The organism is Tessaracoccus pujii (genome assembly GCF_054483895.1).
Map to the genome: position 1 here is coordinate 1,498,599 of NZ_CM137012.1, position 23,671 is coordinate 1,522,269.

At 71.3% G+C, this 23,671-nt stretch carries 18 protein-coding genes, 1 other RNA gene and 1 riboswitch; of the genes, 10 read left to right on the top strand and 9 right to left on the bottom strand.

The genetic code is table 11. From position 1 onward, the window contains the following. Positions 1-148 precede the first annotated feature (148 nt). The 6 genes from ACX1D0_RS07320 (at position 149) to ACX1D0_RS07345 (ending at position 7,896) form a co-directional block, all read left to right on the top strand. Positions 149-1,498: a dicarboxylate/amino acid:cation symporter gene (locus ACX1D0_RS07320; RefSeq protein ID WP_459020215.1), complete on the top strand. Its 1,350-nt coding sequence runs from the start codon at positions 149-151 to the stop codon at positions 1,496-1,498. Between the two features lie 97 nt (positions 1,499-1,595). Continuing rightward, positions 1,596-2,315: an ABC transporter ATP-binding protein gene (locus ACX1D0_RS07325; protein ID WP_459020216.1), complete on the top strand. Its 720-nt coding sequence runs from the start codon at positions 1,596-1,598 to the stop codon at positions 2,313-2,315. Next, complete coding sequence (locus ACX1D0_RS07330) at positions 2,312-3,094, top strand: ABC transporter permease (protein WP_459020217.1); 783 nt, start codon at positions 2,312-2,314, stop codon at positions 3,092-3,094. The genes ACX1D0_RS07325 and ACX1D0_RS07330 overlap by 4 nt, the downstream gene beginning before the upstream one ends. A gap of 128 nt (positions 3,095-3,222) precedes the next feature. Next, positions 3,223-4,644, top strand: a complete 1,422-nt coding sequence (gene glnA, locus ACX1D0_RS07335) for a type I glutamate--ammonia ligase (RefSeq protein WP_459020218.1) — start codon at positions 3,223-3,225, stop codon at positions 4,642-4,644. Positions 4,645-4,773: 129 nt separating this feature from the next. Then, the gene (locus ACX1D0_RS07340) at positions 4,774-6,921 is read left to right on the top strand and encodes an MMPL family transporter (RefSeq protein ID WP_459020219.1); all 2,148 of its coding nucleotides are present in this window, start codon (positions 4,774-4,776) and stop codon (positions 6,919-6,921) included. A gap of 9 nt (positions 6,922-6,930) precedes the next feature. After that, a complete protein-coding gene (locus ACX1D0_RS07345) occupies positions 6,931-7,896 on the top strand; it encodes an MDR family oxidoreductase (RefSeq protein ID WP_459020220.1) in 966 nt (321 codons plus the stop codon). Between the two features lie 21 nt (positions 7,897-7,917). Here ACX1D0_RS07345 and ACX1D0_RS07350 read toward each other — a convergent pair whose 3' ends face one another. The 3 genes from ACX1D0_RS07350 to ACX1D0_RS07360 form a co-directional block, all read right to left on the bottom strand. Beyond that, a complete protein-coding gene (locus tag ACX1D0_RS07350; protein ID WP_459020221.1) occupies positions 7,918-8,907 on the bottom strand; it encodes an ABC transporter substrate-binding protein in 990 nt (329 codons plus the stop codon). Further along, entirely contained in the window at positions 8,904-9,743 is an 840-nt protein-coding gene (locus ACX1D0_RS07355) for an ABC transporter permease (RefSeq protein WP_459020222.1), read from the bottom strand. Before ACX1D0_RS07355 ends, ACX1D0_RS07350 begins: the two co-directional genes overlap by 4 nt. 86 nt (positions 9,744-9,829) lie before the next feature. Beyond that, a riboswitch (FMN riboswitch) is annotated at positions 9,830-9,962 on the bottom strand. A 46-nt stretch (positions 9,963-10,008) separates the two neighbouring features. Beyond that, complete coding sequence (locus ACX1D0_RS07360; RefSeq protein WP_459020223.1) at positions 10,009-12,927, bottom strand: bifunctional [glutamine synthetase] adenylyltransferase/[glutamine synthetase]-adenylyl-L-tyrosine phosphorylase; 2,919 nt, start codon at positions 12,925-12,927, stop codon at positions 10,009-10,011. 104 nt (positions 12,928-13,031) lie between these two features. Here ACX1D0_RS07360 and ACX1D0_RS07365 point away from each other — a divergent pair, with 104 nt between their 5' ends. Continuing rightward, the gene (locus ACX1D0_RS07365) at positions 13,032-13,451 is read left to right on the top strand and encodes a sterol carrier family protein (protein WP_459020224.1); all 420 of its coding nucleotides are present in this window, start codon (positions 13,032-13,034) and stop codon (positions 13,449-13,451) included. A gap of 147 nt (positions 13,452-13,598) precedes the next feature. On the opposite strand, the gene ACX1D0_RS07370 is transcribed toward ACX1D0_RS07365, so the two are convergent. Continuing rightward, a complete protein-coding gene (locus ACX1D0_RS07370; RefSeq protein ID WP_459020414.1) occupies positions 13,599-14,891 on the bottom strand; it encodes a glutamine synthetase family protein in 1,293 nt (430 codons plus the stop codon). A gap of 149 nt (positions 14,892-15,040) precedes the next feature. On the opposite strand from ACX1D0_RS07370, the gene ACX1D0_RS07375 reads away from it, so the two are divergent. Genes ACX1D0_RS07375 through ACX1D0_RS07385 form a run of 3 tightly spaced genes read left to right on the top strand, consistent with a single transcriptional unit; the run spans position 15,041 to position 17,570 of the window. Beyond that, the gene (locus tag ACX1D0_RS07375) at positions 15,041-15,883 is read left to right on the top strand and encodes a DUF2510 domain-containing protein (protein WP_459020225.1); all 843 of its coding nucleotides are present in this window, start codon (positions 15,041-15,043) and stop codon (positions 15,881-15,883) included. 26 nt (positions 15,884-15,909) lie between these two features. Continuing rightward, positions 15,910-16,770 (top strand): type I methionyl aminopeptidase, encoded by an 861-nt coding sequence (gene map / locus ACX1D0_RS07380; RefSeq protein WP_459020226.1) that lies wholly within the window; start codon positions 15,910-15,912, stop codon positions 16,768-16,770. Beyond that, positions 16,767-17,570 (top strand): transglutaminase-like domain-containing protein, encoded by an 804-nt coding sequence (locus ACX1D0_RS07385; protein ID WP_459020227.1) that lies wholly within the window; start codon positions 16,767-16,769, stop codon positions 17,568-17,570. Before map ends, ACX1D0_RS07385 begins: the two co-directional genes overlap by 4 nt. On the opposite strand, the gene ACX1D0_RS07390 is transcribed toward ACX1D0_RS07385, so the two are convergent. The 5 genes from ACX1D0_RS07390 to ACX1D0_RS07410 all read right to left on the bottom strand — a co-directional run bounded on the left by ACX1D0_RS07390 (position 17,534) and on the right by ACX1D0_RS07410 (position 23,609). Then, positions 17,534-18,496, bottom strand: coding sequence for a transglutaminase family protein (locus ACX1D0_RS07390; protein ID WP_459020228.1), 963 nt, complete (start codon positions 18,494-18,496; stop codon positions 17,534-17,536). The genes ACX1D0_RS07385 and ACX1D0_RS07390 overlap by 37 nt on opposite strands. Then, a complete protein-coding gene (locus ACX1D0_RS07395) occupies positions 18,493-20,997 on the bottom strand; it encodes a circularly permuted type 2 ATP-grasp protein (RefSeq protein ID WP_459020229.1) in 2,505 nt (834 codons plus the stop codon). Before ACX1D0_RS07395 ends, ACX1D0_RS07390 begins: the two co-directional genes overlap by 4 nt. A gap of 38 nt (positions 20,998-21,035) precedes the next feature. Next, an RNA gene (rnpB, locus tag ACX1D0_RS07400) (RNase P RNA component class A) lies at positions 21,036-21,402 on the bottom strand. Between the two features lie 33 nt (positions 21,403-21,435). Further along, entirely contained in the window at positions 21,436-22,869 is a 1,434-nt protein-coding gene (locus ACX1D0_RS07405; RefSeq protein ID WP_459020230.1) for an RNB domain-containing ribonuclease, read from the bottom strand. Beyond that, a complete protein-coding gene (locus tag ACX1D0_RS07410) occupies positions 22,869-23,609 on the bottom strand; it encodes a zinc ribbon domain-containing protein (protein ID WP_459020231.1) in 741 nt (246 codons plus the stop codon). Before ACX1D0_RS07410 ends, ACX1D0_RS07405 begins: the two co-directional genes overlap by 1 nt. Positions 23,610-23,671 lie beyond the last annotated feature (62 nt).

Genomic DNA, 23,671 nt, shown 5'->3' on the forward strand with positions numbered 1-23,671 from the left:
TTGCTCCCCACGGGCACGGCGTGGGAAGGTGGGTGCATGCCTTTGCTCGTCGTCCGCCTGTGGGTGGACCTCTGCCGCGTCCAGGTCAGCGGCTGTCGCTGACCTCGCTCCGCCGGCCCCTCCACCCCAGCAAAGGAAACACCCCATCATGTCCACAGCCACCTCTGAGCGCGCCCTTGAGGCGACGCCGCAGCCCCGCAAACCCTTCTATGCCAACCTCGGATTCCAGATCGGCGTCGGCCTCGTCGTCGGCCTGATCCTCGGCCTGGTGGCCGTCGCCATCGGCCCCGCCGGCCAGGAACGCAACTGGCTCGCCACGCTCCTGTCCGAGGTGGGCAGCGCGTACGTCAGCCTGCTCACCCTCCTGGTGGTGCCGCTCGTCGTCACCGCCGTCATCTCGTCCATCGCCCGCCTCCGCGAGGTCACCAACGCGGCCCGGCTGGCCGTTCAGACGCTCATCTGGTTCGCCGTGACGGCCTTCGCGAGCGTCGTCGTCGGCATCGCCGTCGGCCTGGTCTCCGGGCCGTGGCTGACCGCCGGGGTGAACCCCGAGACCGCCGCCGAACCCGGCCGTGTCGGGTCCTGGTCGGCGTTCCTGCTCGGCCTCATCCCGTCCAACATCCTCGGCCTTGGCATCCGCGTCTCAGGTGACGCCGAGGCCGGCTTCACGGCCGCGCCCAACTTCTCCGTCCTGCAGGTCCTCGTGGTGTCGATCCTCTTCGGCATCGCCGCGGTCAAGGTGGGCGACAAGGCCGCACCCCTCGTGGGCTTCATGGAGTCCGCGCTTGCCGTGATCCAGAAGGTGCTGTGGTGGATCATCCGCCTGGCCCCCGTCGGCACCGCGGCGCTCATCGGCAAGGCCGTGGCCACCTACGGGTGGACCTCGCTGGCCTCGCTCGGATCCTTCGTCGTGGCGCTCTACATCGGCCTGATCATCGTGTGGGTGGTCGTCTACCCCGCCATCCTCAGGCTGCACGGCCTCGGGGTTCGCCAGTTCTACCGCAACGTCTGGCCGGCCATCTCGCTGGGCTTCGTGACCCGCTCGTCGATGGGCACCATGCCCGTCACCGAGCAGGTGGTCGAGCGCAACCTCGGGGTCGCGCGCCAGTACGCCAGCTTCGCCGTGCCGCTGGGCGCCACCACGAAGATGGACGGCTGCGCCGCGGTGTTCCCCGCGCTCGCCTCGATCTTCGTGGCCCAGTTCTACGGCATCGACCTCAACCTCACCCATTACCTGCTCATCGCGTTCGTCGCGGTGCTCGGGTCCTCCGCCACCGCCGGCACCACCGGCGCGACGGTGATGCTGACGTTGACGCTGTCGACGCTCGGCCTTCCGCTGGCCGGCGTGGGACTGCTGCTGGCCGTGGAGCCCATCGTCGACATGGGGCGCACCGCGCTCAACGTCACCGGCCAGGCGCTGGTGGCGGCGATCGTCGGCAAGCGCGAGGGCATCCTGGACCAGGGCGTCTACGACGCCCGGCCGCAGTTCAGCGCCTGAACAACCGCCGACGCCCCGCCCCCGCACGGAGGCGGGGCGTCGGCGCGCCATGCGTCCCCAGGGCCTGGGACATCGGGCCAGGAGTAGATTCCTGGGCATGGCGCATCCTGCCGCAGAGGCCCGCGGCCTCGTCGTCCACCGGGCCAGGAACGAGATCCTGCACGGCATCGACTTCACCCTCGCCCCCGGCTCCGTCACCGGCCTGTTCGGCCCGTCCGGGTGCGGCAAGACCACCCTGATGCGGTCGATGGTGGGGGTCCAGAAGATCACGTCCGGCACGCTGAACGTTCTCGGCCTCCCTGCCGGGGATCCGCAGCTGCGCCGTCGCGTGTCCTACACCAGCCAGGCCCTGAGCATCTACCGTGACATCTCCGTGCGCGCCAACGTCCTCCTCTTCGCCCGCCTCCACGGCGCCCCCGACGAGGCCGCCGACGACGCGATCTCCTACGTCGAACTGGCGGCCCTGGCGAACCGGCGCGTCGAGACCCTCTCCGGCGGCGAGGCCAGCCGGGCGTCCCTGGCCTGCGCGCTCGTCGGGAAGCCGGAGGTGCTGATCCTGGACGAGCCCACCGTCGGACTCGACCCGCTGACTCGGGAATCGCTGTGGGAGCACTTCCGGAAGCTCGCCTCGGGCGGGACGACCCTGCTGGTCTCCAGCCACGTCATGGACGAGGCCACCCGCTGCGACTCCGTCCTGCTCATGCGCGAGGGCCACTTCCTGGCCAGCGGGCACATGGACGAACTCCTGGCCGCCAGCGGCGCCGCGACCCCTGAGGCCGCCTTCCTGGCGCTCGTCCGACGCGAGGTCGCGGCATGAGCGGGCCGCGGCACGCCGCGGAGCGCAGCCGCATGGCACCGTTGGCCACCGTCGCCCGGATCCTGGCCCAGCTGCACGCGGACCCGCGCACCATCGGCCTGGTGATGGTGCTGCCCCTCGTGTTCATCTCGCTGCTGTACTATGTGATGATCGACCTGCCCACCCCGCCGGGGGCGCCGACGGCGTTCGACAGGATCGGGCCGACGATGCTGGCCGTGCTGCCGATGATGCTGATGTTCCTGGTCACGTCCATCGCGATGCTGCGCGAGCGCACCACCGGAACCCTCGAGCGGCTGCTCACCACACCGCTGAGCCGCTGGAACCTGCTGGCCTCCTACGGGCTGGTGTTCGGCGTGCTCGGCGTGGCCCAGGCCTCGCTGCTCGCCACGTTCGTGCTGGGCGTGTTCGGCGTGGACATCGAGGGTCCCCTCTGGGTGCTGCTGGTGATCACCCTGCTCGACGCCCTCGTCGGGGTGTCCTTCGGGCTGCTGGCCAGCGCCTACGCCCGGACCGAGTTCCAGGCGGTGCAGTTCATGCCGATGTTCATCGGGCCCCAGATCTTCCTGTCCGGGCTCTTCGCTCCCGTGGACCAGATGCCCGACGCGCTGGCCGCCGTCGCGCGGGTCCTGCCCATGACGTGGGCCGCCGATGCCGTGGTGGATCTGACCGGCAACGCGGAGGTGGCGTCCGGCACGTGGGTGGGGATCGGGCTCCTGGCGGGGCTCGTCGTCGGCATGCTGATCCTGGCGGCCGCGTCGATGCCCCGCCAGACCCGCTGACGCCGGTCCCCGCACCGCCCCGCCCTCGCCGAAGCTGTAACAGTGCTGTTACCCACCGGCAACTGCCGAGCAAAGATGCCACAGTAACGTCAGCACCACTACACCGACACGTTAGGAATGATCCGCCCATGTTCCAAGGCGCAGACGACCTGCTGGCTTACGTCAAGGAAGAAGGCATCGAGACCATCGATGTGCGCTTCTGCGACCTGCCCGGGGTCATGCAGCACTTCACCGTCCCGGCCGCGTTCTTCGGCCCCGAGGTCTTCGAGGAGGGGCTGAACTTCGACGGCTCGTCGATCACGGGCTTCCAGAAGATCCACGAGTCGGACATGTCGCTGATGCCCGATCCCACCACCGCCTACGTGGATCCCTTCCGCAAGTCGAAGACGCTCAACGTCAACTTCTTCGTGCACGACCCGCTGACGAAGGAGCCCTACTCCCGCGACCCGCGCAACATCGCGCGGAAGGCGCAGGCGTACCTCTCCTCCACCGGCATCGGCGACACCGCCTACTTCGCCCCCGAGGCCGAGTTCTACGTCTTCGACGACATCCGGTTCGAGACGACGGCGAACTCGTCGTACTACCACATCGACTCCGAGGCCGGCGCCTGGAACACCGGCCGCGTCGAGGACGGCGGCAACCGCGGCTACAAGGTGAAGTTCAAGGGCGGCTACTTCCCCGTCGCCCCCGTGGACCACTTCGGTGACCTCCGCGACGACATCGTGCGACACATGGCCAACGCCGGTCTCATCGTCGAGCGCGCCCACCACGAGGTCGGCACCGCCGGCCAGGCCGAGATCAACTGGAAGTTCGACACGCTGCTGAAGTCCGCAGACGACGTGATGAAGTTCAAGTACCTCGTCAAGAACACCGCGTGGGAGGCCGGCAAGACGGCGACCTTCATGCCGAAGCCCATCTTCGGTGACAACGGCTCCGGAATGCACTGCCACCAGTCCATCTGGAACGAGGGCGTGCCCCTGTTCTACGACGAGAACGGTTACGCCGGGCTCTCCGACATGGCCCGCTGGTACATCGGCGGCCTGCTCAAGCACGCCCCGTCGCTGCTGGCGTTCACCAACCCGTCGGTGAACTCCTTCCACCGCCTGGTGCCCGGCTTCGAGGCCCCGGTCAACCTGGTCTACTCGCAGCGCAACCGCTCCGCGTGCATCCGCATCCCGATCACGGGATCCAACCCGAAGGCCAAGCGCATCGAGTTCCGCTGCCCGGACCCGTCGTCGAACCCGTACCTGGCCTTCGCGGCCATGCTGCTGGCCGGCCTCGACGGCATCCAGAACCGCATCGAGCCCATGGCCCCGATCGACAAGGACCTCTACGAGCTGCCCCCGGACGAGCACGCTCTGGTGCCGACGGTGCCGGGTTCGCTCGGCGCGGTGCTCGACGCCCTCGAGGCGGACCACGAGTTCCTGCTGGCCGGTGGCGTGTTCACCCCGGACCTCATCGAGACGTGGATCGAGCTCAAGCGCGCTGAGATCCAGGCCATCGCGATGCGGCCGCACCCGCACGAGTTCGAGCTGTACTACGCGCTCTGACATGTGAGACCAGACGGCGGCCCCCGGCCCTGCAGCAGTGCAGCGCCGGGGGCCGCCGGCGTTGACATCAACCGTTTGGCCGACCCCGCGACCCTCCACCGCGCAGCCGCGCGACCCTAGGCTGAGCCCGTGCCCAAGACCAGACTCGCGCGCATCGCGATCCCCCTCACCCTCATCCTCATCTGGCTCGTCAGCGCTGGGATCGGGGGCCCCTACTTCGGCCGGATCGACGAGGTGGCCACCAACGACCAATCCACGTTCCTCCCCACCAGTTCGGAGGCCACGATCGTCGGCGACCGCTACCTGGACTTCGTCGACAGCTCGACGGTGCCGGCCATCGTGCTGTTCAGCTCCGACGAGGCGCTCTCGGCCGAGACCCTGGCCGAGCTGCGTGACCGCGCGGCGGCGCTGGTCGACGTCGAGGGCGTGGAGAGCATCTCGCCGCTGATCCCGTCGGAGGACGGCATGGCAGCGCAGGTGTTCGCGGGCGTGGACTCCGAGGGTGATATCGCGGGGATCGTCGAGCAGTTGCGCACCGATCTCCCCGAGGGCCTGCCCGACGGCGTGAATACGTACGTCACCGGCCCGGCCGGTTTCACGGCCGACATCACCGAGGCGTTCAGCGGCATCGACGGGCTGCTGCTCATCGTCGCGCTGGCCGTGGTGCTGGTGATCCTGCTGGTGGTGTACCGCTCGCTCGTCCTGCCGTTCGCGGTCCTGGCCACCAGCCTGTTCGCCCTGTGCGTGGCGCTGCTGACCAACTGGTGGCTGGCGAAGGCGGGCGTCGTCACGCTCACCGGGCAGACCCAGGGCATCCTGTTCATCCTCGTCATCGGCGCCGCCACGGACTACTCGCTGCTCTACACGGCCCGCTACGCCGAGGAGCTGAAGCGCCGCGCGTCCAGGGCGGAGGCCACCAGGGCCGCGATCAAGGGCGTCGTCGAGCCCGTTCTCGCCTCCGGCGGCACCGTCATCGCCGGGCTCATGTGCCTGCTGCTCAGCGACCTCGGATCCAGCCGCTCCCTCGGCCCCGTCGCCGCCATCGGCATCGTGTTCGCGATGCTGGCCGCGCTCACCCTGCTGCCGAGCATGCTCTACCTCATGGGCCGCGCCTCCTACTGGCCCCGACGCCCCCGCTTCGACCCGCACCGCGGCGACGACACCCAGATGACCACCGGCGTCTACGCCAAGGCCGCGGGCCTGGTCGCCAGGCGCCCGCGGACCGTGTGGATCGTCTCCGCCCTCCTCCTGGCCCTCGGCGCGGCGTTCGTGCCCACCCTCAAGGCCGACGGCGTGCCGCCGAGCGAGTTCGTCCTCGGCCGGTCCGAGGCCCGCGACGGCCAGGCCGAGCTCGCGGAGCATTTCCCCGCCGGCTCCGGCAGCCCCGCCCGCGTGCTGACGGACGAGGCCCGCCTGCAGGAGGTCACCGACCGCCTCCTCGCCGGCGACGGCGTGGACTCCGTCTCCGTCGTGGCCGCGGACTCCCCAGCCGGCACGGCCCCGGTGACCGCCGACGGCGTGCAGCCGCTCGGCCCGCCCGGAACACCCGCGCCTGCGCCCACGGTCAGCGACGGCCAGGTCATGCTGCTGGCCACGCTCGCCGACAGCGCGGACAGCGACGAGGCCGCCGACACCGTGCGCGCGCTCCGCGCGGAGCTCGACGGCAGCGCGCAAATCGGCGGCGAGACCGCCACCAACATCGACACCCGCGACACGTCCATCCGCGACCGCAACGTCATCATCCCGCTGGTGCTGGTCGTGATCCTGCTCATCCTCATCCTGCTGCTGCGCAGCATCGTGGCCCCTGTGGTGCTGATCATCACCACGGTGCTGTCGTTCGGCACCGCGATGGGCACCGCCGCGCTGGTGTTCAACCGGGTGCTGGACCTGCCGGGGGCCGACCCGTCGGTGCCGCTGTACGGGTTCGTGTTCCTGGTGGCCCTGGGCATCGACTACAACATTTTCCTCATGACAAGGGTGCGGGAGGAGTCGCTCGCGCACGGCACCCGGGAGGGCATCACGCGCGGCCTCGCGGTCACCGGCGGTGTGATCACCTCGGCCGGGCTGGTGCTCGCCGCGACCTTCGCGGCCCTGGCGGTGCTGCCCATCCTGTTCCTGCTGCAGCTGGCGTTCATCGTCGCGTTCGGCGTGCTCATCGACACCTTCCTGGTGCGCACGCTGCTGGTGCCGGCGCTCAGCCACGACATCGGGCCCGCCATCTGGTGGCCCGCGAAACTCGACTCCGATCGCAGGTCCCTCCCCGGGCGCACCCCGTAGGGTGGTGCCATGCGTGGAATCGTGGTGCGAGATGACGGTGTGGCCCTCGAGGAGGGCTGCGAGGAGCTGCTGACCGACGAGGGTGTCCTGGTGCAGGTGGTCTATTCGGACCTCAACTACAAGGATGCCCTCGCTGTCACCGGACGCCCGGGGGTGGTGCGGCAGAAGCCGCTCATCGCGGGCATCGACATGGTGGGCCGCGTCGTCGAATCCCCTGACGAGCGCTGGTCACCGGGCGAGTGGCTGGTCCTCAACGGCGCCGGCCTGTCGGAGACCAGGCACGGCGGGTACGCCACCCTGGCCCGAGCGGATGCCGACCTCGCCGTCCGCGTCCCCGACGGCCTCACCCCCGAGCGCGCCGCCGCCCTCGGCACCGCCGGCTACACCGCCGCGCTCGCCGTGCTGCGGCTCGTGATGGAGGGCGTCTCCCCCGGCGACGGACCGGTCCTGGTGACCGGGGCCACGGGCGGCGTCGGGTCGATCGCGACGATGCTGCTCGCCTCGGCGGGCTTCGACGTGACGGCCGTGACCGGCAGGCCGGAGGAGCTCGGCGACTACCTCCGGGAGCTGGGCGCGGACACCGTCGTCCCGCGCGACGAGCTGGGCGCCGCCGGCCGGCCCCTGCAGAAGGCCGCCTACGGTGGCGTCATCGACTCGGTCGGGGGCCAGATCCTCGCCAACGCCATCGCCCAGACGGCGCCGCACGGCGTGGTCGCGGCGTGCGGGCTCGCCGGTTCGGCGGACCTGCCCACCAGCGTCCTGCCGTTCATCCTGAGGGGCGTGACTCTCGCGGGCATCGACTCGGTGTGGGCGGAGATCGACGACCGCGCCGACGCCTGGCGGGTGCTGGCCCGGGGCGTCGACGTCGACCTGTTGGACGCGATGACCACGCGCATCGGCCTCGACGGAGTCATCGCGGCCGGCGAGGACCTGCTGGCGGGCCGGCGCCACGGGCGCACCCTCGTCGAGATCTGACCGCTCCCCCTGATCCCGAGGTCAGGCCAGGTCCACGTAGGGGCTGGCCGGGGCCTGCTCGATCACGCCGACCTCGACGAGAAACTCCGCCATCCGGCCGAACGCCGCGACGTCCAGCGACACGTCCACCGCCCCGTCGCGCGTCCACAGCGCCGTCGTCGCCTCCAGGACCCGGGCGGCGGACTCGCGTTGGGCCGGGTCCGCCAGGGCGGGCACCTCCTCCGCGGTGGCGTCGAGCGCGGCCTCCGGGTCGGCGATGACCGCCTCCTCCGCCTCCTTCATGGCCGCCGCGACCGCGGCCAGCACGTCCTCGGACACCTCCGTCCCGACAGTGACGAGGCTCGGGCCCACGAGCCGCGGCGACGCCGGGTCGGAGATGGGGATGGAGAGCACCGGCTCCCCCTGCGCCTGGAGCTGGATGAGCTCGTTGTTGCGGAATCCCATGATGAAGTCCACCTGGCCCGCGGCCAGCGCGCTCAGCTGCGTGTAGCCGATGTCCATCAGCGTCACATCCCCCTCGGTGAGGCCCGCCTCGTGAATGGCGGCCAACGCCGCGTAGTAGCTGGAGCCGTAGTGCCCGGGGATGCCGAGTCTGCGCCCCGCCAGCACGGCCAGTCCGTCGTCGGCCGATCCGAGGGCCGCGCTGCCCATGACCTCCAACGGGTAGGTCTGGTAGCTGGTGGCGAACGTGCGCAGGTCCTGGCCGTTGGCGGCGGCCACCATCGCCTCGTCGGCGGAGGCGAACACGACGTGCTCCTCGCGCGCCAGCACCGCCCCGAACACATCCTCCTGCTGCCCGTGGTGCCGCAGGGTCACGTCGAGGCCGTGCTTGGCGAAGATGCTCTGCGCGACGCCGAGGTAGAAGGCGCTGAACTGCACGTTGGGGATGTAGGTGAGTCCCACGGTGAGCGCGCCGTCGGCCAGGCGGGCGTCGGGCCGGCTGCATCCGGCGAGTCCGACGGCGCCGGCGGCGGCGATCCCGCCCAGCAGCAGGCAACGACGAGCGATCATGAGGTTTCTCCTTGGAGTCTGGCGACGGCGGCGCGTTCCGCGACGTGGACGAGGCCGTGCAGGGTGAGTGCGGTGAGGCTGATCCAGGCGACGACGGCGAACAGTCCGGCTGTGTCTGCCGCCTCCCTGGTGAGCGTGAGGAGCGTGCCTAGGCCGGCGCCGCCCATGACGAGTTCGCCGACGACGGCGCCGGTCATGGTAAGCACCACTCCTCCGCGGACGCCGGCGAGGATGGCCGGGGCGGCCATGGGTCCCTCGATGTGCACGAGGCGCTGCCACGCGGTGGCCCCGTCGAGGAGCGCGTTCTCCACCACCCGCATGTCGAGCGAGCGCAGGCCCACCACCGTCGTGGTGACGATGGGGAAGAACGCAATGATGGCGCACAGCACGGCGATGGGCACGGTGCCGTAGCCGATCCACAGCACCAGCAGCGGGGCGATGGCCACGAGCGGGACGGTCTGGGAGATGGCGACGAAGGGCTCGACCACGGCCGCCAGGAGGCGGGAGTGGGTGATGACGACGCCGAGCGGGATGGCCACGGCGATGGCCAGGACGGCGCCCAGCAGCGCCGCACCGAGCGTGGGCGCAAGGTACCGCCAGGCGACGCCGGTGGTGGCCTGCGTCACGAGGCGGGCCGCGACGTCGACCGGGTTGGGCAGGTAGAGCGGGGCGACGAGCCCGGCCGCGGTGACCGCCCACCAGAGCAGCAGCACGGCCGCGAAGGCCGCGACCGTGGTCCTCCAGCCCCCCACCGCGGGGCGGGTGCGGGCAGGGTAGGCCGACCACACGCCGAGATGCGCGAGGGTGCGCGCCCGCCGCCGCTCCTGGATGGTCATCTGCCCGGTCCTTCGATTCAGGTCCCGGGGTACGCGCAGGGACGACGGCGTGAGTGCGCGCAGTTGACGTGCGCGCGCCGTCGTGGCGCGTGTTCCTCCCATCCAGACTCTGACTGTCGGTCTCGGAATTCCACCGAGTCAACCCTTCGGCCCTGCTGGGCCTCGGGGGTCGCGGACTGTCACCGCCGGTTCGGACTTGCACCGACCCCGGAACACGTTTGCCTCCGATGGTAGCACCGGGCCCCGCGGCCCCCGACGGGGTGTCTCAACCGCCCCAGAACACGGTCTCCACCACGTCGCCGGCGCGGCGGAGGAGGCGACGGGTGTCGTCGACCAGCCGGGAGGCCTCCCCTGGGCCGTACCCGAGCAGCACGGAGATGGCCGCGAGCTCCCGGATGTCCGCGGGCAGCGCATCGCCCGCGCGCCCACGCACCAGCATGATCGCGTCACGCAGCGCGCTGGCCCGCACCCACGCCGCCTCGAGCCGGGCGGCCTGGGAGTCCTGCAGCAGGTCGAGGCGGGCGAGGAGCCTCAACGGGTCCAGCGTCGAGGTGGTGCGCAGCCCCGGGTGGGCGTGCGCGTGCTGCAACTGCAGCAGTTGGACCGTCCACTCCACGTCCGACAGCCCGCCGGGGCCGAGCTTGAGGTGCCGCTCCCGCGGGACCCCCTTGGGGATCCGCTCGTTCTCCATGCGGGATTTCAGCTTCCGGATCTCGACCACCTGCGCTGGCCGCAGCCCGCCGTCCGGATACCGGAAGCCGTCGATGCCCGACACCACGGTGGCCGCCAGGTTTCTGTCCCCGGCGCCGGGCCTGGCCCTGAGCAGCATCTGCGCCTCCCAGGTGGAGGCCCATTTGGCGTAGTAGGAGGCGTAGGAGGAGACAGTGCGGACCTGCGGCCCGCCCTTGCCCTCGGGCCGGAGGTCCGTGTCCAGCACCAGCGCCGGATCCGGGCCCGGCTTGCCGACGATGTCGGCCAGGTGCCGCACCAGCTCCGTGGCGCGGGTCAGGTCCTCCCCCTCGACGCCGTCGGGGACCACGAAGATGCAGTCCGCGTCCGAGGAGTAGGACATCTCGCGTCCGCCCCAGCGGCCCAGCGCGATGACGCCCACCTCGGGCGCGTCCACGCGTCGGCGCGCCAGCAGCAGGCCGGCGTCGATGGTGGCCGACGCGAGGTCGCTCAGCGCCAAGCCCACCGTGGCCAGGTCTGCGCTGCCGAGCACGTCGGTCAACGCGATGCGGCACAGCTCGGCCCGACGCAGCGCCCGCACGGAGGCGATGGCCTTGTCCGGATCATCCTGCCGGCTGGCGGCGCGCGTCATGGCGTCGGTCAGCTCCTCGACGGAGCGGGGGCGCAGTTCGTCGGTGCCGGCCAGCATCTGGATGTGGTCCGGGGCGCGCTTGAGCAGGTCCACCACGTACCGGCTCGACGAGGCGACCCGCGCCAGGCGGTGCGCCATGTAGCCCTCGTCGCGCAGCGCCCGCAGGTACCACGACGAGGTGCCCAGCGCCTCGGACAGCTGCCGGAAGGCCAGCAGCCCGAAGTCCGGGTTGGGGCCCTCTGCGAACCACTCGAGCATGGCCGGCAGGAGCTGGCGTTGGATCTCGGCCCCGCGGTCGGCGCCGCGGGTGAGGGCCTGGATGTGGCCCAGCGCCGCCTGCGGATCCGCGAAACCCAGGGCGCGCATGCGGGTCTTGGCCGCCTCCGGCGTGAGCTTGAGCCCATCGGTGGGCAGGTGGCTGACGGCGTCGAGCAGCGGTGAGAAGAAGATGCGCTGCTGCAGCCGGCGGACGCGGCGGGTGGAGTCCCGCCATCGGGCGAGCAGCTCCTCACCCGTGAGTCCGAGCGAGCGGGCCACCTGACGGACCGCCACCTCCTCGTCGGGCACCAGGTGGGTGCGGCGCAGCCGCCTCAGCTGCACCCGGTGTTCCAGGACGCGCTGGAACCGGTAGGCGGCGATCATCTCGGCGCCGTCGGCCCGCCCGATGTAGCCGTTACCGACCAGCGCCTTCAGCCCGGTGAACGTGCCCCGCACGCGGAGCCGCTCGTCGGCGCGGCCGTGCATCAGCTGCAGCAGCTGGACGGAGAACTCCGTGTCGCGCAGGCCCCCCGAACCGAGCTTGATCTCCTTGTCCGCCTGCTTGGCCGGGATGAGCGAGATCACCCGCTCCCGCATGGCGCGCACTTCGGCGAGGAACTCCGGCCGCTCACCGGCCTGCCACACCATCGGCCACACCATGTCGACGAAGTCCTGGCCGAGCGCGAGGTCGCCGGCGGCGGGCCGGGCCTTGAGCATGGCCTGGAACTCCCAGTTCTTCGCCCACTTCTCGTAGTAGGAGCGGTAGCTGGTGAGCGTCCGGACCAGGGGACCGGCCTTGCCCTCGGGGCGGAGGGCCGCGTCGACCTGCCAGATCGTGCCCTCTGCCGTGTGGGCGGAGCAGAGCCTGGCCTGGGCGGCTGCCAGCCTGGTGGCGACGGTGATGGCCTCGTCCGTGGTGGCCCCCGGGGCGGGCTCGGCCACGTAGACGACGTCGACGTCGGAGATGTAGTTGAGCTCCTCGGCGCCGGTCTTGCCGAGGGCGAGGATCGCGACCCGGGCCTTCTCCCATCCGGGGACCTCGGCCCTGGCGTGCGCCAGCGACATCTCCAGCACCGCGTCGGCGACGTAGGCGATCTCGTTGGCGATGTCGTCGGCGATGGCGAAGGGGTCGGTCGCGCTGAGGTCGCGCGCGGCGATCTCGAGCAGCGCCACCCGGTTGGCGAGCCGGAGGGCGTCCCCGGACCCGCTCGCCACGCCGTCGACCACGCCGACTCGGGTGGCGAAGAACTCGCGCCACCCGCCGCGACCCCGGGGGCGCGGGTCCCCGCGGAGTCTCTCGGCCTCCTCCGGGTGACGGACGAGGGTCTGGGCGAGGACCGACGAGCCGCCGAGCACGAGGACCAGCCGCCGGAGCCAGGCGTCCTCGTCGACGATGCGGGCGAACATCTCAGGCGCGGCCGCGGACAGGCGCTCCAGGCAGTCCAGTGCCAGGTCCCGGTCCGCCACCGGCTCGAAGACCGCAAGATCCACGGGCGGATCCGCGCCCAGCCGCTGCTGCCAGCGTTCCCAGACGCGCGCGCTCGCCGTCGCTGAGTCGAACCCGCGGCGGGCGAACTCCCCCGGCTGCGACTGATACCTGGCCACGCGCCCAGACTATCGACGGGGGACCGCCGGCGGGTGAGTCCTCGTCACGCCGCGGCCCACCGGGGGCGCAGGTGTCGCGGCGGGGCGGATATCCTGGCCCGATCATGTTCAAACCCACCCCGACGGTCGTAGCGGCGCTGCGGGAGCGCCTGGGCGCGGACCCGGCGCTTGAGGCTGAGCTGGCCCGCCGTCGCCCGGACCTGACGGCCGTGCTGCTCCGTGCGGCGGCGGACCCGAGGCCGCTGCCCCGCGAGCTCACGGCCGCGGTCTGCCGGGCCGGCTGCGCACTGCTGGGTGAGCGGCACCCCGGGGCGTCGATCGAGGTGCGGGTGCCGCCGTTCGCGGCCGTGCAGATCGGCTTCGACACCGGCCCGAAGCACACCCGCGGCACGCCGCCCAACGTGGTGGAGATGCCGCCGGAGACGTTCGTGGCCCTCGCCGTCGGCCGCCTGGCCTGGCACGACGCGCGGGTCAGCGCGTCGGGGGTGCACGCCGCCGAGGCAGCGCGCGTCTTCCCCCTCTGAGCCCTGGCCTCCCGGCCCCGCGGTTTGAGCCGATGGATGGGTTCGCGGCGGGCGCCACGCTCAAGCCACGCGGGGACGCTCCGCGAACCCATCCATCGGCTCAACGCCCGGCCCCCGCCAACCCCCCTGCAGCGACACCGGCCGGGCTCACATCACGCGGATGTGGCGCTCCAGCTCCCAGGGCGTGACCTGCTTGCGGTAGGCGGCGAACTCCTCGTGCTTGTTGCGCAGGAAGTACTCGAAGACGTGCTCGCCGAGGGTCTCGGCCACCAGCTCGCTCGCCTCCATGAGACGCAGGGCCTCGTCGAGGTTGCGCGGCAGCTCCTGGATGCCGATGGCCTGGCGCTCGCGGTCCGTGAGGCGCCACACCTCGTCCTCGGTCTCCTCGGGGAGCGGGTACTCCTCCTCGATGCCCTTGAGGCCGGCGTTGAGCATCACGGCGTAGGCGAGGTACGGGTTGACGGCGGCGTCGACGGCGCGGTACTCGATGCGGGCCGACGAGGTCTTCCCGGGCGTGAACTGCGGGATCCGGACGAGCGCCGAGCGGTTGGCCCTGCCCCAGCAGGCGTACGACGGCGCCTCGCCGCCGCCGATCAGCCGCTTGTACGAGTTGACCCACTGGTTGGTCACCGCGGTGATCTCCGGCGCGTGGCGCAGCAGCCCGGCGATGAACTGCTTGGCCGTCTTGGAGAGGTTGTACTCGTCCGAGGCGTCGTAGAAGGCGTTGGTGTCGCCCTCGAACAGCGACATGTGGGTGTGCATGCCGGACCCGGGATGCTCGGAGAACGGCTTGGGCATGAACGACGCGTTGATCCCCTGGCTGACGGCCACCTCGCGGACCACCACCCGGAACGTCATGACGTTGTCCGCCATGGTCAGGGCGTCCGCGTAGCGCAGGTCGATCTCGTGCTGACCGGGGGCGGCCTCGTGGTGGCTGAACTCCACCGAGATGCCCATCTGCTCGAGCATGGTGATGGCGTCGCGGCGGAAGTCGGTGCCGTCGCCCAGAGTGGTGTGGTCGAAGTAGCCGCCCTCGTCCAACGGGACGGGCGGGGTGAGGGAGCGCAGCAGGAAGAACTCGATCTCGGGGTGGATGTAGAACGTGAAGCCCATCTGCCCGGCCTTCTGCAGCGCCCGCTTCAGCACGAACCGCGGGTCCGCGAAGCTGGGTGAGCCGTCGGGCAGCTTGATGTCGCACAGCATGCGGGCGGTCGAGCGGCCCGCCTGCCGCCAGGGCAGCACCTGATAGGTCGACGGGTCCGGGTGCGCCACCATGTCCGACTCGAAGACCCGCGCGAAGCCCTCGATGGCCGAGCCGTCGAACCCGACGCCCTCGGCGATCGCGCCCTCCACCTCAGCCGGAGCGATCGCGACGGACTTCAACGAGCCCAACACGTCGGTGAACCAGAGCCTGACGAACCGGATGCCCCGTTCCTCCATTGAACGCAGGACGAACTCAGTCTGCCTATCCATGGGCCCCAGTCTGCCCGTGATTTGTTTCAGGCGCATGACGACCCGCGGCGTTCGACCCTGTGGGGCCGCGCATTCGAGGGGCGGCCGTCCCCTCGCCGGCGCCTACTATTGGCCCCATGGCAGAGCCCGGATGGTACGCGGATCCGACGGCGCCGCAGGGTCGTCGCTACTGGGACGGCCGGCGTTGGATGGGCTCGGGGCCAGACCGCAAGGGCCCCGGAACGGTCCTGTGGCTGGTCATCGCGCTGCTGGTGGTCGGCGGCGTGGTGGCCGCGATCATCCTGTTCCCCGGCGCCGCCAATCCCTTCGCCGCGACCCCCGAGGACGCGCGCTCGGCCCGCCCATCCGGCACGCAGTGGAACGAGCTGGTGCCCAGCGAGACCCCCAGCCCCACCCCCGTCGAGTCCGGGTTCGGTCAGCCCATCGACTGCCCGATCGCCGACGTCCCCCGCAGCGACATCCGCGACGGGCGGCTGCACGGCGGCGGCCTGTCCATCGAACCGCCCGCGGGCCCGTTGTGGGAGGAGCGCGGGGCGTGGATCGACTGGCTGCACGACAACAACGGCATGACGCGCGACATCGCCCCCGGATGGATGAGCAACGTCAACGTCGGCTACATCCTGGTCTCCGACGGCTTCTCCGGCGTGATGAGCAGGGCCGCTGAGCAGTTCGTCACCTGCATGGCGTCCTCGGGCATGTTCCGCGACTTCGAGAAGCGCGAGGTCCTCATCAACGAGGACTACGTGGTGTCCAACCGCATCGGGTGGCGGCTGACGTCCAACATCCACGTCGGCAACATGGAGCACCTGGGCATCGAGGGTGACGTCGTCGACATCATCCTGGTGCCCACCGACGACAGGGACCGCTTCGCCGTCTACGTCTCCTGCGTCACGATCGGGCACGACGAGAACAAGGCCGAGGTGGACGTGTCGCTGGCCACGCTCCGCTACGACGGGTGAGGCGCGGCGAAGTAGACTGCGGCACTGTGACCCCAGTGACACCCCACGATCTCACCCCCCTCCGCGACGTCCCGCGCGGCATCGCGCGCCCCGAGTACGTGGGCCGGCCCGCGCCGCAGCGCTACACCGGATCCGATGTGCAGCCGGCGGACGTGATCGAGCGGATGCGGGTGGCCGGGCGGATCGCCGCCAACGCCATGCACGAGGCCGCCAAGGCCATCGCCCCCGGCGTCACCACCGATCACCTCGACGCGGTGGCCCACGAGTACATGCTGGACCACGGGGCCTACCCGTCGGCGCTGGGCTACCGCTCGTTCCCCAAGTCCATCTGCACCTCCGTCAACGAGGTGGTCTGCCACGGCATCCCGGATCTCCGCCCGCTGGAGGACGGGGACCTCGTCAAGATCGACGTGACGGCCTTCAAGGACGGCGTCCACGGAGACAACTGCGGCACCTTCTACTGCGGTGACGTCGACGAGGAGTCGCGGCTGCTGACGGAGCGCACGCAGGAGGCCCTCAACCGGGCGATCAAGGCTGTGCGCCCGGGCCGCCCCATCTCCGTGATCGGGCGCGTGATCGAGTCCTACGCCAAGCGCTTCGGCTACGGCGTGGTGCGCGACTACACGGGCCACGGCGTGCACACCGCCTTCCACTCCGGCCTCGTGGTCCTGCACTACGACGAGCCGCGGGTCAACACCGTCATGCAGACCGGCATGACCTTCACCATCGAGCCCATGCTGACCCTCGGCACCCACGAGACGGACCTCTGGGACGACGACTGGACCGTCGTGACCAGGGACAAGTCACGGGTGGCGCAGTGGGAACACAGCCTGGTGGTCACCGCGGACGGCGCCGAGATCCTCACGCTTCCCGGCGACCTCGCGTGAGCGTCCGCCACGCCTCCAGCCACCTGGAAGTGCAGGTCAGCGCCCCCGCTGACCTGATCTTCTCCGTCGCCGTCAGCAGCGACTACCCGGAGGTGGACGAGACCCTCACCTTCCGCGTCGGGGACGACGAGGTGCAGGCCGAGGAGCTGATCGCCCCGTCGGGCAGCCGGCTCCACCGCCTCCGCGACACCCCCGTCGGCACCCTCCACGTGGACTACGCGGCGCGCGTCCTCGCCCCGGCACCCGAGTCCGCCATCCAGGGCATCGACGAGATCCTCTACACCCGCCCGTCGCGCTACTGCGATTCTGACCGCCTGGCCAACCTCAGCCACACGCACTTCGCGGGCCTGACGGGGTTCGAGCTGATGAGTGCGGTCACCCAGTGGGTCCGCACCAAGGTGATCTACCGGCCGGGCTCGAGCCGCGTCGTCGACGGCGCGCTGGAGACCTACCTCAGCCGCGCGGGTGTGTGCCGGGATTCCGCGCACCTGGTCGTCGCGTTCCTGCGGGGGCTCAACATGCCGGCCCGGCTCGTGTCGGTGTACGCGCCGGGCCTGGTGCCGATGGACTTCCACGCCGTCGCCGAGGCCTACTGGAACGGGACCTGGTACCTGCTCGACGCCACCGGACTGGCCCCGCGGACCTCCATGGTGCGGATCTGCACGGGGCGCGACGCCGCGGACACCGCGTTCATGACCACCCTCGGCGGACGCACTGCCCTCACCCGGCTGAGGGTCGACGCCGGCGTCGACGGTGCCCTCCCCTACGACGACAACTTCAGCTTCAAGACGCTCACCTGAGGCGCCTCGTCGCCCTGCATGGCCACGACGTCGACGCCCACCGACAGCCGGGACGTCGCGGCATCGGTGACGATGACGCCGCGCAGGGGGCTCACGTCGGCGAAGTCCCGGCCCCACGCCGTGACGATGTAGCGGGAGTCCGCGAACTGGGCGTTGGTGGGGTCGATGTCGATCCACGTCCCCGCGGGCGACAGCACCGAGATCCACGCGTGCGAGGCGTCGGCGCCCTCCAGCTTCTGCTGGCCCGGTGCGGTGGCGGTCTCGATGTAGCCGGAGACGTAGCGCGCGGGGATGCCCAGCGATCGCAGGATCGCGATGCCCAGGTGGGTGAAGTCCTGGCAGACCCCGCCCCGCAGGTCCAACAGCTCGTCGACGGTGGTGCGCACCGAGGTGACGCCCGGCCGGTAGGCGAAGTCCCGCCGGATGCCGGTGGTCAGCTCCACCAGAGCGTCCCCGAAGCCGAGGGCCGGAGCCAGGATGGTGTCGGCGTAGGCCGCGAGCCGCTCCGGCGACGAGACCGCCACGTGCTTGGTCGGCAGCCCGAACATCGCGCGGTCCATCCGGTGGGCGGGGTTGCCCGCGACGGCCCGACGGGCCGACGCCAGGGTCCACTGGTTGAGCGGGTCCACGTCGATGAGCGGCCACTCGACGTCCACGATGGCCTCCTTGATCACCTCAAGGTGGGTGTGCGGAAAGTGGATCTCCAGATAGTGGCTGGTGTTGCCGAAGCGGTCCACATGCTCGGTCTGCAGCAGCGGGTGGGGCAGCACCCGGGTGCCGTGCGCGCGCACCCGTTGCGAGGCGGTGGCCCGCGGGGTGAGGAAGCCGCGCTCGTAGCACAGCGTCACCGCCTCCGGGTACTCGTAGCTGGTGCGGTGCTTGACGTAGTAGCGCCGCGGCGTCAGGTTCTCGGGCCGCTGCCTCACGTGTCCTCCCGCAGGTACGCCCCAGGGCTCCACTCGCCGAGCGTCGCCCGGCGGGGGGCCTGCCTGGCGAGGTGGCGGCGGGTGAGCTCGTCGGAGATCGCCCGCAACTCCGAGAGTTCGGCCGCGGCGAAATCGCCGACCAGGGCGCGCGGACCCGCGAACAACCCCACGAGGTCGGCGTTGGCGAACACCGTCACCAGGTCGGTGCAGCGGGCCGCGAGGGTGTCGTCGCCGATCAGCCTGAGGTCCTCGACGAGCCGGTCCAGCTGTGCGGCCACCGAGCGGGGGTTCGACCGGTCGCTGAGAAGCAGCTGGGTCGCGGCGAGCGCCGGGCGACGGGGCCCCTCGCCGGAGGCGGACCTGCGCCGCTGGGTGATCAACGACTCCCCCGCCTCGAGGATGGCGTCGGAGAGCTGGTTCTCCACGACGGCGGCCCGGTCGACGCCGAGCGTGTGGCGCACCAGGGCCAGGGTGCGCTGAGCCCGCTCGATCCGCACCCCGGCGTCCACGAAGGCCCACGTCACGTCCCTGGTGAGGTTCTCCGCCGTGATGCCGGCCACCGCGAGGGTGCCGGCGACGAGCTCGTCCAGCACGCCGGCCAGGTCCGCGCGCCCGGTGGCCACGGCGACGAGGCGCTCCAGCTGGCTCAACACGTGCCACAGGTCGGAGGACATGATGTCTGGCACCTCGTGGGCGGCCGCTGCCAGGCGTGCGACCGCGTGCGCCACGGAGCCGGGGGCGTCACCGTCGACGACGGCCGGCCGCAGCCGGGCCAGCGCGCCGCCGATGTCCGAACTCGACAGGTCCAGATCGGTGATGCCCTCCGCGGCCGACAGCATCGCGGCGAGCACCTGGCCGCCGCGTGTCCCGGGGCTGCGGCCGTGGTCCGCGGCGAGGTCCAGGGCGAGACGCAGCAGCCGGACCGTGCCGTCGGCCCGCTCGGTGTAGCGGCCGAACCAGTAGAGGTTGTCGGCGACGCGGGGCGCGAGTGTCGCGACACGCTGGATGGCGATGGGGCCGCCGTCGAACGTCGGCGTCCAGGTCTCCTGGACCTCCGTGGGGTCCAGGATCCACACGTCCTTGGCGAGCGCACCGCTCATCGTCGTGATGCGGAACCGGTCGTGTGACGCCACGCGCGCCAGTCCGCCGGCGAGGAACACGTGCGAGTGGTCCACCTGGGCGCCGAAGCAGCGCAGCACGACGCGCCGCGGCTCCAGGCCGGCGTCGGTGACCACCGGGCTGGTCGACAGCTCCAGCGGCTCCTGCCCGCACCAGGCCCAGGGCTCGGCGGCGATCCGGGCCCTCAGTTCCTCCTTGGCGCGCCCGTCGAGCTCCCAACCGGCCAGCGTGGCGCTGCCGAGGCCGCGACCCTGCGGCTTGAGGACGATGGAGTCCAGGTTGGCCAGCACGTGCGCGCGCTGCAGATCGTCGCCGCACCACCACGTGCGCACCGAGGGCAGCAGCAGTTCCTCGCCCAGCAGCTGGGGCGCCAGTCCCGGCAGGAGCCCGAGCAGGGCGGGGTTCTCCAGCACGCCGCTGCCGAGCGGGTTGAGGGTGGCCACGTTCCCGAGGCGCACGGATTCGACGAGGCCGGACACACCTAGCTGGGAGTCGCTGCGGAATTCCAGCGGGTCGCACAGGTCCGAGTCCACGCGCCGCAGGATGACGTCCACCAGGGCGCGGCCCTCCGCGGAGTCGACCCATACCTGCCCGTCACGCAGCACCAGGTCCTCGGCCTCGACGAGGGCGTAGCCCAGCAGAGTGGCGAGGAAGCCCTGCTCGTAGGCGGTCTCGCCCGCCGCGCCGGCCCACAGAAGGACGCCCTTGGGCGTGTGGCCAGGGCGGGGCGCGAGCTGCTGGAGCCCGGCGCGCATGGCGGAGAAGTAGCTGCGGAGGCGGGCCGGCCGGGCGTCGTGGTGGAGGCCCGCCATGACGCGCGAGGTCAGGCGCCGGTTCGTCATGGCGTACCCCATGCCCGACGGCGCGTCCGTGCGATCGGCCAGCACCGTCCAGGTGCCCTGGGCGTCGCGGCCTAGGTCGATGGCGGCCAGCGGCAGCCAGGTGTGGCTGGGCGTGTCGATCCCGCTGGCCTGATGCAGGAATCCCCGGTGCCCCCACACGATCTCCGGGGGTACGGCACCCGAGGACAGCAGGCGCTGCTCGCCGTAGAGATCCCGCAGGACGAGCCCCAGCAGGCGCGCCCGCTGCTCCAGCCCCGCCTCGAGCGCCGCCCATTCGTCGGCCCCGAGGACCAGCGGCAGCGGGTCCACCACCCAGCTGCGCCCCGCCTCACCGCCGTAGAGGATGCCCTCGTCGCGGACCAGGCGGGCCATCTCGTCGCGGGCGTCCAGGAGCCCGGGAAGCCCGAGCGCCTCGATGGCGTCCGCCACGAGACTCTGCGCGGGCCCGGTCCCGGCCCCGGAGGTCAGTTCGTCCCATCCCGCGGTCAGCCGCCGTCGATAGGCGGCCACCTCGGTGGTCGGTGCTGCCTCGGCTGTCACGCCCGCCACCCTAGCGCTCCACGGCGCCGGCCGGTTGGGGGACGAGTCGGCCGGTAAGCCGGATTTTGTCGAAGGATGATCATCTATCTGAGGCCCGACGTTGCCGCCGGGCTCCTGCAACCTACCCGGACGCCTCGCGCGAGCAGCGCTCGATCGGCGTCCGCAGCCGGCCGTGGCCGACCTTCTTGGTCTTGCTCCGGGTGGGGTTTACCTAGCCGCTCCGGTCACCCGGAGCGCTGGTGGTCTCTTACACCACCGTTTCACCCTTACCTGTCACCAGGCGGTCTGTTTTCTGTGGCACTGTCCCGCGGGTCACCCCGGGTGGGCGTTACCCACCACCCTGCTCTGTGGAGTCCGGACTTTCCTCAGCTGCCGTGAAGCAGCCGCGATCATCTGGCCGACTCGTCCACGCACCATCCTACCGCCTCGACGGTGGCGTCAGTTCGGCCGCGACAGCGTCACCCGCCCCGTCCGCACCTCCACCTTGTCCACGCGGACCCGGATCTCCGAGCCCACCTCCTTCTGGGAGGCCTTGACCCGCAGCTCGACGGCCGGGTCAGGCACCTGCACCGTCCCGATGCCGGTCTTGGGGTGTACGTCGGTGACCACCCCGGTGAAGATGCGCCCCACCTCGCCGCGGAGGACCAACGCCTCGGCGAGGTCCATCACTTCGTTCTCGTAGGCCCGCGCGAGGCGGCTGGACTCGGCCATCTCCTGCGGCAGGACCGACAGTCCGTCGCGTGCCCACTGCGGCACCTCCAGCCCGTTGACCAGCGCGTGGCACACCTCGAGGACGTAGCGGTCGACGAGCCGCCGCAGCGGCGCGGTGGTGTGCGCATAGGGCGCCGCGAGCGCGGAGTGCTCCAGGTGTCCGTCCGGCACCGCGCCGTCGAAGGCCAGGTAGCCGGCGCCGCGGAACAGCATCGTGCACTTCGTCAGCACGGCCAGCTCGCGGGGATTCTCCGGCGAGAGGGACCTGACGAACTCGGGGTAGCTCATCGTCGTGGGCCAGGACACACCGAGCGACTTCGCCGCGCGACGCAGCTTCTCGAGCGACCAGTCCTCGGCGGGAGGCAGCGTGCGGAGGATCCCCACGCCGCCGTCGATCATGATGCCGGCCGCCGTGAAGCCGGTCAGCAGCGAGATCTGCGCGTTGTAGTCCTCCACCGGCACCAGGTGCCGGAACTCCAGCTCCCACGAGCCGTCGTGCTCGACGATCTCCTGCTCCGGCAGGTTGAGCGAGATACCGCCCCGGGCGATCTCCAGGCGCTGGCGCAGCTGCCCCACCTCGGGCAGCAGGGCGATGCTGGGGTGCGGCGCGCCGCGGTCGAGATCCCGTTGGACGCCCTCGTAGTTCAGCTTGGCCCGGCTGAGGACGAGCGCTCGCGTCAGCGCCACGTCGCGCAGTTCCCCGGCCGCGTCGAGCCGGAGTTCCCACAGCATGGCGGGCCGTGGCGTGCCGTCGGCCAGGAGCGAGGCGGCGCCCTCGGCGAGGACCGGAGGGTGCAGCGGCACGCGGGCGCTGGGCGCGTAGAAGGTCTGCCCGCGGCGATGCGTCTCGGCCTCCAGTTGCGTCTCCACGCGAACGAAGTGGGCGACGTCGGAGATGGCGTAGCGCACCAGGTAGCCAGGTCCGTCGCGCTCGATCTGCAGCGCCTGATCCAGATCCGTCGAGGACTCAGGATCGATGGTGACGAACTCGATGTCGGTGCGGTCCACGTGCTCCGACGGCGGGATCCCGGCAGCCAGTTCCGCCTCGGCGAGCACCTCCGGCGCGAAGGAGCGGGGCAGCTCCAGGCGCGCCTGCAGCGCGGTGAGCGCCTCACGCACCTCCGCCGGGATGTTGCGGATGTCCAGATGCGCCGCCGGCATCAGAGACCCGATTCCGCCGTGCGCACCAGGATGCGGTCACACTCCACGCAGCGCAGCACCTGATGTTCGGAGGCGCGGCGGTAGGTGTCGAGGTCTGAGACGGTCAGCTGCAGCTGGCAGCCGCCGCAGCGGCCGGCCTTGAGGAGCGCTGCGCCGAGACCCGACGACGCCCGCATCTTCTCGTACAGCGCCACCAGCGGCGCGGGCAGGCGGCCGACGAGGGGCGCCCGAGTGAGGCTGAGGTCCCTCGCCTCCTGGCTGAGCCTGGCCACCTGCTCGTCGCGCGTGGCCACCTCCTCGCGGAGCCGCACCTCGATCTCGGTGCGGCGGGCCACGATCCTGTCCCGGTGGGCGGCCGCGTCCTCGAGCCTGCCCATCAGCTCCAGTTCGGTGTCCTCCAGGTCGGAGATCCGGCGCTTGAGGTGCTCGACCTCGTCCTGCAGGGAGCGCAGGATCTTGCCGTCGGACACGGAGCCGTCGATGATGCGCCGCTCGTCGCGCTCGAGGCGGGCGCGCACCGGCGCGAGGTCCGCCTCCGCCTTGGCCACCGCCACCTGCAGGTCGTCGACCTCCGTGGTGGAGAAGATCAACTCATCCGTCGCCTGCTGGCGCGAGGCCATGAGCTCGGCGATGGCCTTGTGCTGCGGGAGGACCCTGGCCGCGTGCTGCACCCGCGCCACTTCGGAATCGAGGTCTGCCAGGGTGAGCAGCGTGCGTTGATCGGCGGGGTCTGCGAGCATTCGGACAATCCTTATCCAGTTGGGTGCGCCCCAGGATACCCGCCGGCCCTCCCGCGCGGGTC

Excerpts from the sequence above, each read along its gene's own strand:
- ACX1D0_RS07405 (WP_459020230.1), bottom strand. The coding sequence starts at position 22,869 with ATGCCGGCGGCGCATCTGGACATCCGCAACATCCCGGCGGAGGTGCGT.
- ACX1D0_RS07330 (WP_459020217.1), top strand. The coding sequence starts at position 2,312 with ATGAGCGGGCCGCGGCACGCCGCGGAGCGCAGCCGCATGGCACCGTTG.
- ACX1D0_RS07350 (WP_459020221.1), bottom strand. The coding sequence starts at position 8,907 with ATGATCGCTCGTCGTTGCCTGCTGCTGGGCGGGATCGCCGCCGCCGGC.
- ACX1D0_RS07410 (WP_459020231.1), bottom strand. The coding sequence starts at position 23,609 with ATGCTCGCAGACCCCGCCGATCAACGCACGCTGCTCACCCTGGCAGAC.
- ACX1D0_RS07325 (WP_459020216.1), top strand. The coding sequence starts at position 1,596 with ATGGCGCATCCTGCCGCAGAGGCCCGCGGCCTCGTCGTCCACCGGGCC.
- ACX1D0_RS07320 (WP_459020215.1), top strand. The coding sequence starts at position 149 with ATGTCCACAGCCACCTCTGAGCGCGCCCTTGAGGCGACGCCGCAGCCC.
- glnA (WP_459020218.1), top strand. The coding sequence starts at position 3,223 with ATGTTCCAAGGCGCAGACGACCTGCTGGCTTACGTCAAGGAAGAAGGC.
- ACX1D0_RS07345 (WP_459020220.1), top strand. The coding sequence starts at position 6,931 with ATGCGTGGAATCGTGGTGCGAGATGACGGTGTGGCCCTCGAGGAGGGC.
- ACX1D0_RS07375 (WP_459020225.1), top strand. The coding sequence starts at position 15,041 with ATGGCAGAGCCCGGATGGTACGCGGATCCGACGGCGCCGCAGGGTCGT.
- ACX1D0_RS07365 (WP_459020224.1), top strand. The coding sequence starts at position 13,032 with ATGTTCAAACCCACCCCGACGGTCGTAGCGGCGCTGCGGGAGCGCCTG.
- ACX1D0_RS07355 (WP_459020222.1), bottom strand. The coding sequence starts at position 9,743 with ATGACCATCCAGGAGCGGCGGCGGGCGCGCACCCTCGCGCATCTCGGC.
- ACX1D0_RS07370 (WP_459020414.1), bottom strand. The coding sequence starts at position 14,891 with ATGGAGGAACGGGGCATCCGGTTCGTCAGGCTCTGGTTCACCGACGTG.